Here is a 13,541-nt window from a genome sequence, read left to right on the forward strand (position 1 = left end):
AGGAGATGTCGAGAAACGCCCGCGAGAGAGCGCGTGGGTTCCTTTTCAGCAAGTTGATGAGGGAGCTCGTAGAAAGGGCCAGGGCCGCCCTTGGCAGGTAGCCCCCCTCGCTCGCGGGCTAACCGTTATTTACCGGGGCTGACAATACAGGGGGGGGAGGGCATGCTTTGAGGAGGACTCTGCTGGTCTTCATCCTGCTGAGCCTAGTGTCGCTAATGGCCGACGTGGTCTACGAGGGTGGCAGGAGCGTCAGCGGGGCTTTCCTGGAGTCGCTGAAGACGCCGCAGGTCATGGTCGGCTTGATAGGCCTCGGCGAGTTCGTGGGGACGTTGCTCAGGTTCCTCAGCGGCCTCCTCGCAACCTACATAGGCTCCTCGGCCGCGCTGTGGGCTCTAACGGTGACGGGCTACGCCGTGACGTGCCTGAGCATACCCCTCCTCGCGTTCGCCACCTCGTGGTGGCAGGCAGTCCTGCTCTACACCGTGGACAGAGTGGGTAAGGGGCTGAGGACGCCGGCCAGGGACGTGATACTCTCCGAGGTAGCGGAGCCGTTAGGTGTAGGGAAGGGCTTCGGGGTACACGAGCTCCTCGACCAGGTAGGGGCCTTCGCCGGCCCCCTAATAGTGGTGGCGGGCCTCAGCCTGGGTGGTTACCCGCTAGCCTTCAGCCTCTTGTTCGCCCCGGGCCTAGTCGCCATAGCGCTCGTGGTCTCCTCGGCGGCTCTCTACCCTCGTGTGAGGAGTGTGGTGAAGAGGAGTGTGAGGGCGGGCATGAGGGAGCTCGGCCAGAGGTTCTGGCTCTACACCGCCTCGATCAGCTTTCTCGGCCTCGGCTTCATACACTGGTCCGTGGCGTCCTACCTCTACAAGACATGGGGGCTCATGAGCGACGTCGAGGTGGGGCTAGCCTACACAGCCGCCATGCTCGTCGACGCTGTAGTCGCAGTCCCTCTCGGGGCCCTCTACGACAAGTACTCGTTCAAGACCCTCCTCGTACTCCCAGCACTCTCGTCGCTGTTCGCGCTCCTCCTCTCCTCGAGGCAAAGGGTGCTAGCCCTCCTGTCCTCACTGGCTTGGGGTATCGTGATGAGCGGCGAGGAGAGCATTGTGAGAGCAGGGCTGGTCGGGGTGGTGGACAGGAGTCTCAGGCCCCTGGCCTACGGGCTGCTCAGCGTGCTCTTCGGCCTCTCCTGGATGGTAGGCGGCTTCGTCGTACTCGTGCTCGCCGCCTCCTCCCCGAGCCTGGTGGCGGTCTTCAGCCTCCTCTCGAGCACTGTCTCGGCAGTCCTACTGCTACGCCTCGTCCGGCTCGAGAGCCGGGGTTGAGGAGTAGGACAGGCGACGTCCGTTGGGGGACCTCCTCACCGCTCGGCCGCTCGACGGCTCTTCATCCAGTGTTGAAAACCCCTTTCCGAGGATTTAAAGGTCCCCGCCGGCCAGGCTACGGCAGACCTCTCTCAGTGTAGCGGACTCGACCACGACGTAGTACTCCTTCCCGCTCGTACCGATCTCCACAGCCCTTAGGAGGGCTCTCAGCTCCTCCCCCGGCATACACTTGAGTAGGTACTCGAGGGCCCGGCTCAACTTGTCGAAGTCGGCTGTAGGAGTGAAGCGCCTGTACAACCCGCGGAGCGATATGGTCACCCTCTTCTGCCCCGTTACCTCCACAGCCGAGACGAGGGCTCGGCAACGAGAGGACAAGTAGTCGTGGAGGGCTTTCACGACCAGTTCCTTGGCTTCCGAGACCAGCTCCTCGCGACACTCCGAGCTCACCGCACACCCCCTCACCCGCTACTGCACGGCTAAGCCCTACCCCGGACTCGAGAGCGCGTTGTACATAGCCGAATGTCTACTACATACTCGTTTATATATCCTCCCAGTAATAGTTGTTAGGTAGGTTAAACAAAAGGTGTTAACATGTTCCGTGTGACGATGAAGGAGGACCTGAACGAGCAGGACTACTACCTTGAGGTGGAGGCCCCCCACGTCTCCAGGCACTGGAGGCCAGGCCAGTTCGTGATAATCGTGACCCACGAGAGGGGTGAGCGCGTCCCCCTGTCGGTCGCAACTATCAACGGTGGTAGGGTGGGGATGTTCATTAAGAAGCTGGGGAAGACCTCGGTTGAGCTCTACAGAGATTTCAAGGTGGGGAGCTCGCTGTACGCTGTAGCGGGCCCTCTAGGTAGGCCCCTGAAGCTGGAGAGCTACGGGACAGTCGTGCTGGCGTCAGACGCCGTCTGCGGCCACGCCGAGCAGCTGGGTCTCGCCCAGGAGCTCGCCAAGCTGGGCAACAAGGTGATATCGATCCAGACCTTCAAGACCGAGAAGGAGGTGTACCCCGAGAAGTACTTGGCCAAGAAGTACGTTGACGAGCACTTCATAACGACGCTAGACGGCACGGCCGGGTACAAGGGGCACTACATCGACCTGCTGAGGGAGCTCTTGGCTCGCAGGGAGGTGAAGGCCGTCTTCGCCGGGGGTGTTCTGGCCAACCTCAAGAAGCTCGCCGAGGCGACGGCGGGGCTAAACGTGAGGGTCTACGCTCTCGTTAGGACGATAATGGTGGACGGGACGGGGATGTGCGGGTCTTGTAGAGTCAGGTACAACGGCGTGATAGCCTACGCGTGTAGAGACGGCCCCTGGTTCGACGCCAGGCTGGTCGACTGGGACGACGTCCTGAGGAGGGACGCGAGGTTCAAGAGGCTCGAGAAGATCGCACTGGACAAGTACCTGGCGAGGTGAGCTGTCTTGTCCCGAGTGGTCAAGAAGAGGTTTACACCTAAGGTCCTGCCCGTAAGCGAGAGGCTGAGGAGCTTCGGCGAGGTGGTCTTGGGCTACGACTACGAGACCTCTGTTAGGGAGGCCTCGAGGTGCCTCCGCTGCCCCCTCTGGTTCGCCCCGTGCTCGAAGGCGTGCCCGTTGAGGGTCAAAGTCCCGGCCTTCCTAGAGTACATTGCCAAGGGGGACCTCGAGGCGGCCGCCAGGAAGGTCTACGAGGACAACCTCTTCCCCTCCATAACGGGCAGGGTCTGCCCCCAGGAGTGGTTCTGTGAAGGCAGCTGCGTAGTCTCCAAGATAGGCGAGAGCGTCTCCGTCGGCCTCCTCGAGAGGTACGTCGGAGACTACGCGAGGGAGAACGGACTGGACGAGAAGATCCTGGCAGAGATGGTCTCTAAGAACAGCGGGGTCAAGGGGAGGGTAGCGGTGGTAGGCTCGGGCCCCGCCGGGCTGTCAGCGGCCGGCTGGCTTAGGTTGAGAGGTTACGAAGTCGTCGTATACGAGGCCCTCCACAGGCCCGGGGGTGTGCTGGCGTACGGGATACCCGAGTTCAGGCTGCCCAGGGGCGTCCTAGACCACGAGATCAAGAAGGTCGAGAACCTAGGCGTCGAGATCAGGCTGAACCACGTGGTGGGGAAGACCGTGCTGCTGAGCGAGCTCTTGAGCGAGTACGACGCCGTCTTTATCGGCAGCGGCGCCGGTACACCCAAGCTACTCGACATCCCGGGCGTCGACTTGAACAACGTCTACACGGCTAACGAGTTCCTCACCAGGGTCAACCTGATGAGGGCGCACCTCTTCCCAGAGTGGGACACACCGATCAGCGTCGGGAAGACCACGTTGATAATCGGGGGAGGTAACACCGCCATGGACGCGGCGAGGGTAGCTCTGAGGCTGGGCAGCAAGCCGGTCGTCGTCTACAGGAGGGACAGGGAGGACATGTTGAAGACGGCTAGGAGGGACGAGGTGCTGCACGCGGAAGAGGAGGGCGTGGAGTTCAGGTACTACCTGCAGCCGGTCGAGTTCCTCGGCGACGAGAACGGCTTCGTTAAGGCTGTGAGGTTCGAGGTAATGGAGCCCCTCAACGAGCTCGACGAGAGGGGCAAGAAGAAGATCGTCGGGACTGGTAGGTACGTCGAGATCCCCGCGGACACGGTGGTCATAGCGATAGGGCTGGAACCCAACAGGTTGCTCATGGAGGAGAGCGGGCTGAAGTTCAACGAGGACGGGACGATAGCCGTAGACGACCACCTCATGACGAGCCTGCCCGGCGTGTTCGCGGGGGGCGACGCTATAAGAGGCGAGTCGACGGTCGTCGAGGCCATGGCAGACGGGAAGAGGGCTGCGGAAGAGATAGACCTGTACGTGAGGAGGAAGAAGGGGCTAGCGTAGGGCACTTTTCTCGTACAGCTCTCTATTGAGTATTTTCGTCAACGCCATCAGGGTGGCCAGCCTCGACAGCTCGGACCTCACTACTACGTGCCTGGTCAGGAGCGAGATGAAGCCGGTCTTCTCCCCTATGTTCTCCGTCCTGTAGAGGTTGTCGACGATCTCCTCCAGCTCCCTGAACCTCCCCGACAGTATCTCGTCGACGAACCACGTCGGGACTGGGAAGGAGGGGGAGAACCCTAGCGACTCCCCGAGCTCCCTCGAGATGACGTACGCGGCCTCGACGTCGAAGTAGGTCGAGCCAAACCTGTAGAAACCCGCCTCGACACCCGTGCTGAAGTCGCAGTCCCCGCTCATCGCCAGCCTCGCCCGCAGCTCCGCTCCCCTGACGATCACGTCGAGGCCGATCGGCTGTGGCGGCAGGCCGGTCTCCACCTTCACTGCTCTAACGTCGGAGACGGGGAAGTAGCTCTGGAAGGCGCTCACGACCCCCCGCACCTTAGACGGGTTCACGCTACCTATGCACAGCCTGATCCCCAGACACCACCACCCGGGGTCAGGCGCTCTTCGCCCTCTCTGCGTAGAAGGCCTTGCCCAGCTCGTAGGCCTTGACGGAGACCTCTCCCGCCCTCCCCGGGAGCACGCTCTTGATAGCCTCGTACACGACGTCGTCGGCGAAGAGGCGTGCGTGCGCGTTGAAGACCCCCAGCATAACCACGTTGATGGCCCTGGCCGAGCCGGCCCTCACTGCTAGGTCCCTGGCGGGGACCACTAGGAGCTTCTCGCCCAGAACCTCTCTCAGCGACCTTAGGACGCTCTCCCTCGTCCAGGCCGGGCTAGGGCTGAGGCTGGCGCTGACCGGCGGCTTGTACTCGTCGGCTGCGAAGACGACTCCGGTGTCGCGGAGGTACCTCGTGGCCCGCACGGTCTCGAAGAGCTCCAGGCCGATGATGTAGTCCGCCTCGCCCGGGCCGAATATTGGCGACTGGACGTCCTCGCCGACTCTCACGAAGCTGAGAACGCTGCCGAACCTCTGCGCCATCCCCAGCGTCTCTCCAGTCCTCGCGCTGAGCCCCTGCCTCACAGCGGCCACGGCCATTATCCTCGACAGCGTCAGCCCGCCCTGCCCGCCTACCGAGGATATGAGGATGTTGAACACCCTGCTCAAGCCCCGCCCACCTCGACTATAGCCTTGTACGGGCAGAACCTAGCGCACAGACCGCAGCCTGTGCAGTCGTCCTCCACGATCTTCGCCTTCCCGTCCTCGATGTAGAGTGCTGGGCAGCCAGTCACGTTGACGCACGCCCTGCAACCCGTGCACTTGTCCTCTATAACCCTGTACTTCTTGACGGTCTTGAGCTGCCTGACCTCCATTAGTCGGCACGGGTGTTGGGCTATTAAGACCTTGACGCCCGGCCTCTTGATCATGGACGCCACCGTCTCGGCCATCTTGTTCAAGTCGTAGGGGTCTACTACCGCTACCTCGTCCACCCCGATAGACTTGACGAGCTCGACTATGTCCACTCTCTTGGCCTGTCTACCCGACTCTGTGACCTCCCAGGCGGGCGTAGACTGGTGCCCCGTCATGGCTACAACCCTGTTGTCCAGGATTAGCACCAGCACGTCGACGCGCTTGTGGACGGCCTCTATTAGAGACGGTATACCAGCGTGGAAGAAGGTCGAGTCCCCGATAGTGGCTACCACGGGCTTGTCGTAGCCGGCCACCTTGAGCCCGACGGCCATCGATATGCTCGCTCCCATGCTGTGCTCGGTCCAGATCGCCTCGATAGGCCTGTTCACGCTGAGCGCGTAGCACCCGATGTCGCCGAAGACCGGGACCTCGCTGAGCTTGTACCCGGCCCTTGCTATACCTAGCTTCAGCGCTATATAGCTGAAGGCGTGCGGGCAGCCCGGGCAGAGAGGGGGAGGCCTCTCGGGCACTCTCACGTCCGGGGCCTGCGCGGAGTCCTGCACCTGCGGTAGACCAAGCCACCTGTACAAGGCCCCCCTCACGAGGGACGGGTTAAGCTCGCCCTCCAGCGGGAGGAGGCCTTCCTCCTTCCCCACCACCTCGGCGTCGAGTTTCTCCTCGTACGCGAGCTTCTTGACCTCGGCCTCGAGGTAGGGGTCCAGCTCCTCGACAACGATCACCCTCCGGCAGCCAGACAGGTTCTCCGCGAGGAACTTCCTGGGGACCGGGTACAGCTGGTCCACCCTAAGGACCTTGACTCGGGCCTCCCCGAGCCCTCTGAGGGCCTCGTAGACGTAGTTGTAGGCGACGCCCTCTGTGACCACGCAGTACTCGCCCGAGCCCTCCACTTTGTTGAAGCCGAGGCTAGACGCGACCTCTTCGACCCTCCTCAAAACACTGTTCAACCAGGCGTGCCTCTCCAGGTTCCACTTCATCCCGGCCCTCACGAACCTCGGGGGGTCCTTCTTGAAGGACGGTCTCACGTCGCGCTCCTCGACCTCGCCTAGGACCACGTCGCCCACCGCGTGGTTGAGCCTGGTCGTCGTCCTGAAGATGACCGGTAGCTTCAGCTCCTCGCTGACCCTGAACAGCCTCTTCACGGTGTCCTTGGCCTCCTGCGGGGTTGACGCGGTGAACATGGGGAGTTTCGAGAGCTTAGCGTACCACCTACTGTCCTGCTCCGTCTGCGTGGTGTGAGGGCCTGGGTCGTCCGCAACCAGTATCACCAGCCCGCCCTCGACGCCCGAGTAGGCAGCCGAGAGCACGGGGTCGCTGGCTACGTTCAGGCCCGGGGCCTTCATCGTGACCAGCGCCCTTACGCCGCCTATAGCGGCTCCGTAGGCTATCTCGAAGGCGACCCTCTCGTTGACAGCCCACTCCACGTAGATCGGGAGACCCCTCCCCTCCTCGTGGAAAGTCATGATGACCTCGCTGGAGGGCGTCCCGGGGTAGCCCGTGACCACCCGGACGCCGGCCTCCCACGCCCCCCTCGCAATAGCCTCGTTACCCATCAGCGCGAGACGGGTTCCGGGTGGTAGGTAGAACAGGCTCTCGTGTAAAGGAGACCACCCATAGTCTAAGGATTTAAGAGCGGAGTAAAATAACTTCTGTAGACGCGGATGATGACCTTTCGGTCGCCTTGACCAGATGAAAGGAATTCCTCCCTCTGAAGGCCCTACGCGGGTTCCGCTCTCACGGCACGTACCTGCCCCTTATCGGCACCACCAACCCGCACCTCGGGCACTTGTACTTCCCCTCCTCTAGAACGGCGTTGAAGTGTGTTACCCTGTAACCCGACCTCCTGACCAGCACTTTCCCGCACCTCGGGCAGCGGGTCGTCTCGAGCTCCGGGTCTCCGACGTTCCCCACGTAGACGTAGTTCAGCCCGCTCCTCCTAGCGTACTCCCTTATCTCAAGGAGCTTGCTGAGCGGTGTGGGGGGCTCCCTCCACCTGTGGGCCGGGTAGTACCTGTTGATGTGGAGGGGGACGTCGGGGCCGAGGAGGTCGAGGTGCCTGTCCACTATCCACTTGTAGCACTCCTCGCTGTCGTTCGTGTTTGTCACAACGAGGTAGACCATCTCGACGTGCGCGCCTAGGTCTAGTGCCGCCCTCGCGTTCCTGAAAACCACCTCGTGGTGTATCCCCTTGAGCGCCCTCGTCATACCCGGGCAGCCCTTGATGTCGGCCGAGAACCCGTCGACGCCGGCCTCTACCAGCTTCCTGAGCGCGCTCTCTGTGTAGTACATGTTGGTGACCACCATTGAGTAGAGCCCCCTCTCTCTAGCGAGTAGAGTGACGTCGACGACGTAGTCGAACTGTGTAGCGGGCTCGTTGAAGCTCGCCGATAACCCGTCTGCCCCGCTGACGAGGGCGAGCTCCACCAGCCGCTCGGGCGGGGTGACCTCGCCGTGCTCCGGTGGTCTAGCGTAGCTCAAGTGGTCGTTCTGGCACCAGGGGCAGTAGAAGTTGCAGCCGTAGTTGCTGTAGGTCAGTGCCAGGGAGTTAGGCCAGTAGTGGAACAGGGGCTTGATCTCGATCGGCCTGACCTCGACTGCGCTCAGCTTCCCGTATCCCGTCGCGTAGAGGACGCCGCCCACGTTAGTGTAGTTCCAGCAGGCCCCACGCCCACCGGGGGGTATAGTACACCTCCTTTCGCAGACGAGGCACCTAGCGTAGCCGTCTCGCAGGGGCTCCTGAAGCCTCGCCCGCGGGGGCCATGGACGGTCTAAACCGCCTACCCTTGTGTCGACGCTAGACCACCCGGCTTGCCGTCACTCTTATATTACCCGGTCACCGGTATTAACTCGTCCTGGGAACCGTATTGGGGCAGACAAGCGTCGAGACCGCTCCGTGGCACTCGCTGAGCGTGGAAGAGGTTCTTGAGAAGCTGGGGTCGAGCCTCCGGGGTCTGAGCGAGGAGGAGGCGGAGAGGAGGCTCCAGGCCTACGGCCCGAACATCCTCGAGGCCAAGCGGAAGCACCCGGCCCTGATCTTCGCGAGGCAGTTCACGAACGCCCTGATACTGATCCTCGTGGCCGCCAGCGTGATCTCGGGGCTTTTAGGGGAGATCTTAGACGCTGCCCTGATCCTCGCCGTGGTCTTCGTCATGGGCGTTATGGGCTTTGTCCAGGAGTACAGGGCCGAGAGAGCGCTCCAAGAGTTGCGGAAGCTCGCGTCGCCGACAGCCAAGGTCGTCAGGGGCGGCGTTACCAAGGTCGTGGAGGCCTCTAGGCTGGTGCCGGGAGACATAGTGTTGATAGAGGAGGGGGACAGGGTACCAGCAGACCTCAGGCTTGTATTGAGCGACAACCTCGAGGTGGACGAGTCCTCTCTCACGGGCGAGTCCACTCCAGTCCAGAAGGACCACGAGCAAGTACTCCCGCCCGAGACCCCCCTCGGCGACAGGGTGAACATGGCGTTCATGGGCACTACTGTGGTTCGGGGGAGGGGCAGGGGTGTCGTGGTGGCGACAGGGCCGAGGACGGTGCTGGGGGGTATAACGAGGGCCGTGGAGGAGGCGGAGGAGCAGCCAACGCCCCTAGAGGTGGAGCTGGAGGACCTGGGTAGGAAGGTGGGCTTTGTAATACTCGGGATATCCGGCGTCGTCTTCGCGACTACGCTCCTCGTCGAGAAGACCAGTGTACTGACAGCCCTCCTCGTAGCCATAGCGCTGGCCGTCGCAGCAGTCCCGGAGGGGCTCCCCGCCATTGCGACGGGCCTGCTCGCGATAGGGGCTAGGAAGATGGCGGAGAAGAAGGCCCTTGTGAGGAGGCTGGCCGCCGTCGAGGCCCTGGGCTCGGTCAACGTGATCTGCACGGACAAGACGGGTACTGTGACCAGGGGGGAGATGATGGTCAAGTACCTCTGGACAACAGGCGGCGAGTTCGAGTTCACGGGCGAGGGCTTCAGGGTCGAGGGCGAGGCGAGGCCTATTACGCGAGACGCCGACGATCGCCTGCTCGAGAAAGTGGGCGAGCTGGCCCTAGCACACACCGCTTACACGATAGACGTCGCGGGCCTGGAGAGCCTGGCGACTAGGAAGTCGCCGACCGAGCTGGCCGTCTTCGTGATGGGTGTAAAGGTCGTCGGCCCAGGTAGGGTCGGCGAGGTCAAGGAGAAGTACAGGCTCGTCTCGGAGAACCCGTTCGACCGGTTCAGGAAGATGAGGAGCACGGTGCACGAGCACAACGGCGGCCTAGTCTCCGTGGTCACCGGCGCCCCCGAGGTGGTACTAAAGAACTCCGCGTACATCTTGCGGCCCTCGGGCGAGGAGGCGATTACGCCACTAGACGTGGAGACGGTCATGAAGAGGATCGAGTACTACTCTTCGCAGGGGTTCAGGGTGCTCGGCATCGCGTACAAGAGGCTGTCAGGCGAGGGGGACGACCCCGAGAGCGGCCTCGTCTTCGCCGGCTTGATGGCTATCATAGACCCTCCACGCGAGGGTGTGAGGGAGGCTGTCGAGGAGGCCAAGAGGATGGGTGTGAGGACGGTCATGGTCACGGGGGACCACAAGCTCACAGCCATGGCCGTTGCGAGGATGATCGGCCTCGAGGTAGGCGAGGACAACGTCCTAGAGGGCTGGCAACTAGACAGGATGAGCGACGAGGAGCTCGAGAGGGTAGTTGACAAGGTCGTCGTATACGCGAGGGTAACGCCCGAGCACAAGCTGAGGATCGTAAGGGCGCTGAAGAAGAGGGGGTACAGGGTCGCCATGACAGGGGACGGCGTGAACGACGCCCCAGCGCTCAAGGAGGCCGACGTAGGGGTCGCGATGGGGGTCAGGGGGACGGACGTCGCCAAGGAGGTCTCCCAGCTGATACTACTAGACGACAACTACGCTACGATCGTGGAGGCGATAAAGATGGGGAGGTGGATATACGAAAACCTGAAGAAGCCGATCTCCTACCTACTCTCCTGCAACCTCGGCGAGGTCGGCTCCGTCTTCGGCGCAGAGCTCCTAGGCCTGCCCTACATCCTCGAACCGGTCCACCTCCTCTGGATCAACGTGACGACAGACGCCTTACCAGCCCTCGCACTGGGCCTAGAGCCCCCCGAGCCGGGCCTCTACACGAGGCCGCCCAGGCCGAGAGGGGCGAGGCTGGTAACAGGGAAGAAGCTGCTCTACTACACCCTCACCGGTTTAGTCATAGCGGCCTTCACGATAGGGCTGTTCGCCCAGTCCCTATCCAAGGGGCTCGAGTACGCCAGGACGGTCGCCTTCACCACGATAGCCCTCTCAGAGTTCGGTAGAGCGATGGCCTCGCGTAGCGAGCGGCACTCGCTCTTCAGGCTGGCCTGGAACAAGTGGCTGCCGCCGGCGCTCCTGGCCTCGCTGGGGCTCCAGTTGATCGTCTTGTACACCCCGCTCAACAGCCTGTTCCACGTAGTGCCGTTAGGTCCGGTCGAACTAGCGGTCATAGCCTTCTTACCGTCGGCAGCGATAATACTGATAGACGAGGTTAGGAAGAAAGTGTGGGTCTTCGACTAAACGCTGCCCGCCCATGTCGGGGGATTATAAGCCGTCTTGGCGGGATAGTTAGAGTAGTGATGAAATGCACCTCCACGGACCGGTGAAGTGAAGAAAAGGGCTGAGCCCGGCCCGTTAGGCCAACCCGCAGCCCTATTCTGTGGCTTGTCCCCTAGATTAAGCGTTGCGTACTCGTGGTCGCTGGCATCCCGAACGCTCTACCCTCCAAAGACTTATATCCTCGCGCCGACAAATTTACTCTAATGAGGGTGTTGTATGAATAGGGCGCTCGTCCTCGCTATAGTGCTCGCAGTCCTATTGGTCTCGGTTACACCGCCGAGTTACGCCTCGTACAAGCCTCCGGCGTCTAAAGTCGTACTACTGAGCATAGACGCGCTCAGGTCGGACATGGTCTGGGACATGCTGTTGAACAGGTCGGTCTTCGCCACCGAGTTGCCCGGGTTCAGGTACATCTTCGAGCACGGCTACTTGGCTAGGGGGATGGTCGTCAGCTTCCCGTCCTCGACCGCTGTGAGCCACGCAGTGATATCCACGGGCGCCCCACCGGGCGTCACAGGCATCACGGGCAACGCCATCCACCTGCCCGGGACACCGCTGACCGCGACCGTCTCCGGTTTCAACGGCTCCATGCTCTTGGCCGAGCCCCTCTGGATGGCCGTGGATAGACAGGGCCTTAAGGCCGTGGTGGCCGCCTTCCCGCAGAGCGACCCGTGGGCTTGGGAGGGGAAGATGAGGAGCTCGATGGTGTTCAACCCCTACGACTCCTTCATGGGCCCGCCGTCCTACTCGGCCCTCTACACGACCAACCGCTCGGTCCCCGCCGCCTACTACGTGAACGTGACGGAGGCCTCCGGCTGGACCGGTAGTTTGCCCGGGCTCACCGTGTACAAGGCCTGGGAGGCTTCGTTCACGTTCGGCGACGAGACATGGTACTTCTACATAGTAGACACCACCGGCTCGGGCACCCCCGACAGGGTCGCTATAGTCCCGAGGTCTAAGGACCTGAGTAACGCCCTGGCTGTCCTGCGAGAGGGGGAGTGGAGCAAGCCCCTGAACACGACCCTCGTCTACAAGGGGAACACCTACGTTGTAGCGCCGCTCTTCAAGGCCCTCAACCTCTCCTTGACAAACTTCAGGGTGTACAGGAGCCTCACGAGGCCGTTTGAGACCGCAACTAGGTGGTTCAGCAATAGGGATGTTGCCTGGAGGGTTTGGAACGAGGTCGTGACGAAGACGGGTATGATAACGGACGGCGACTACTTCGGCCTTGCAAACGGCTGGTACGACGAGGACACCTACATGGAGACGGTCTACTTCGCGAACAGGTTCTTCATGGAGTTCACGAGGTGGCTTATCAAGAACACGGACTGGAACCTCCTGATGACCTACACCCCGATAGTAGACAACGTCTACCACCAGTTCCTCGGCCTGACAGACCCGAGCATGCCCTACTACGACCCGAAGACAGCACCCAAGTACGTCAACTACGTGAAGCAGGCTGTGAAGTGGGCTGACGAGTTCGTACAAATGATACTCACGGAGGTCGACCTCTCGAACACGGCGGTCATCGTTGTGTCGGACCACGGCCAGTGGCCTGTGGCCAAGCTGGTGTACGTGAACAACATTCTCGAGAACGCCGGCCTCTTGAAGAGGAGTGGCGGAGTAGTCCTACTGAACGAGACGGTTGCGTGGTACAACGGGTTCAACCAGGTATTCATCAACTTGAAGGGTAGGGAGGCAGGCGGGATCGTAGACCCTTCAGACTACGACAGGGTTGTCGCAAAGGTCATGGACGTCCTAGCCTCTGTCAGAGACCCCGTGACCCAGGAGCCGGTGTTCAGCGTGGTCATGAAGAAGAGCGAGGCAGCGGCCTTCGGTCTCTGGGGTGACAGAGTCGGGGACGTGGTTATCAGCACGAAGCCCGGCTACGCCCCATTGGGAGGCTTCTCCCCTACCGGGAGCCCGTTTGTCAACGTAGTCCCGCTGAAGACCATTACCGCTAACCACCAGGACCTGCCCTACTACCCCGAGCTCTACGCGGTCTTCGCCGCTGTGGGGGCCGGCGTCGGGCACGGCGTCCTCGGGCTGGTCCAGTCCACTAGCGTAGCGCCGACTATTGCCGCGCTACTCGGCATACAGCCACCGCTGAACTCTACTGGGACCCCACTACCGATAATGAGCCCCGTATTCACAGTGTCGGTGGAGACGAAGACGGAGACGGTCACCTCTTACGTAACGTCTACAGTAACAATGTGGCAGACTCTAACCCAGACGAGCACTAGGACCGAGACCTCTGTCAGCCTCGTGACCGTTACGGAGAGGTACACCGACCCCGTTTACGTAGGCTCGCTAGCGGCTATCGCGGTAATCGGGTACGTCGCCGTCCTCCTAGCTAGGAGGAAGATCAAGTAG

Annotated in this window: 10 protein-coding genes; 5 read left to right on the plus strand and 5 right to left on the minus strand. The window is 61.9% G+C overall.

Annotated elements, in window-relative coordinates:
- Positions 1-167 precede the first annotated feature (167 nt).
- The gene (locus tag ACP5VX_RS04780; RefSeq protein WP_428724752.1) at positions 168-1,325 is read left to right on the plus strand and encodes an MFS transporter; all 1,158 of its coding nucleotides are present in this window, start codon (positions 168-170) and stop codon (positions 1,323-1,325) included.
- Between the two features lie 93 nt (positions 1,326-1,418).
- Here ACP5VX_RS04780 and ACP5VX_RS04785 read toward each other — a convergent pair whose 3' ends face one another.
- Positions 1,419-1,772: a hypothetical protein gene (locus ACP5VX_RS04785; protein WP_428724753.1), complete on the minus strand. Its 354-nt coding sequence runs from the start codon at positions 1,770-1,772 to the stop codon at positions 1,419-1,421.
- A 144-nt stretch (positions 1,773-1,916) separates the two neighbouring features.
- On the opposite strand from ACP5VX_RS04785, the gene ACP5VX_RS04790 reads away from it, so the two are divergent.
- Both ACP5VX_RS04790 and gltA read left to right on the plus strand, forming a co-directional pair.
- On the plus strand, positions 1,917-2,741 hold the full coding sequence (locus tag ACP5VX_RS04790) for a sulfide/dihydroorotate dehydrogenase-like FAD/NAD-binding protein (RefSeq protein WP_428724754.1): 825 nt from the start codon (positions 1,917-1,919) through the stop codon (positions 2,739-2,741).
- A gap of 15 nt (positions 2,742-2,756) precedes the next feature.
- The gene (gene gltA / locus ACP5VX_RS04795) at positions 2,757-4,169 is read left to right on the plus strand and encodes an NADPH-dependent glutamate synthase (protein WP_428724760.1); all 1,413 of its coding nucleotides are present in this window, start codon (positions 2,757-2,759) and stop codon (positions 4,167-4,169) included.
- On the opposite strand, the gene ACP5VX_RS04800 is transcribed toward gltA, so the two are convergent.
- From ACP5VX_RS04800 to ACP5VX_RS04815, 4 genes are all read right to left on the minus strand, one after another.
- Complete coding sequence (locus ACP5VX_RS04800; RefSeq protein ID WP_428724755.1) at positions 4,161-4,652, minus strand: inosine/xanthosine triphosphatase; 492 nt, start codon at positions 4,650-4,652, stop codon at positions 4,161-4,163. The two genes, gltA and ACP5VX_RS04800, sit on opposite strands and share 9 nt — an antisense overlap.
- Before the next feature lie 70 nt (positions 4,653-4,722).
- Entirely contained in the window at positions 4,723-5,325 is a 603-nt protein-coding gene (locus ACP5VX_RS04805) for an indolepyruvate oxidoreductase subunit beta (protein ID WP_428724761.1), read from the minus strand.
- A 5-nt stretch (positions 5,326-5,330) separates the two neighbouring features.
- Positions 5,331-7,148, minus strand: a complete 1,818-nt coding sequence (gene iorA / locus ACP5VX_RS04810) for an indolepyruvate ferredoxin oxidoreductase subunit alpha (protein ID WP_428724756.1) — start codon at positions 7,146-7,148, stop codon at positions 5,331-5,333.
- A 181-nt stretch (positions 7,149-7,329) separates the two neighbouring features.
- Positions 7,330-8,235: a radical SAM protein gene (locus ACP5VX_RS04815; protein WP_428724757.1), complete on the minus strand. Its 906-nt coding sequence runs from the start codon at positions 8,233-8,235 to the stop codon at positions 7,330-7,332.
- Positions 8,236-8,459: 224 nt separating this feature from the next.
- Between ACP5VX_RS04815 and ACP5VX_RS04820 the strand changes: the two genes are divergently transcribed.
- Entirely contained in the window at positions 8,460-11,129 is a 2,670-nt protein-coding gene (locus tag ACP5VX_RS04820; protein ID WP_428724758.1) for a cation-translocating P-type ATPase, read from the plus strand.
- Positions 11,130-11,384: 255 nt separating this feature from the next.
- Positions 11,385-13,541 (plus strand): alkaline phosphatase family protein, encoded by a 2,157-nt coding sequence (locus ACP5VX_RS04825; protein ID WP_428724759.1) that lies wholly within the window; start codon positions 11,385-11,387, stop codon positions 13,539-13,541.

Origin of the sequence: Thermogladius sp. (assembly GCF_049970955.1) — an archaeon.
GTDB lineage: Archaea > Thermoproteota > Thermoprotei_A > Sulfolobales > Desulfurococcaceae > Thermogladius.

Coding starts and splice junctions, on each gene's coding strand:
- ACP5VX_RS04790 (WP_428724754.1), top strand. CDS start 1,917: ATGTTCCGTGTGACGATGAAGGAGGACCTGAACGAGCAGGACTACTAC.
- ACP5VX_RS04825 (WP_428724759.1), top strand. CDS start 11,385: ATGAATAGGGCGCTCGTCCTCGCTATAGTGCTCGCAGTCCTATTGGTC.
- iorA (WP_428724756.1), bottom strand. CDS start 7,148: ATGGGTAACGAGGCTATTGCGAGGGGGGCGTGGGAGGCCGGCGTCCGG.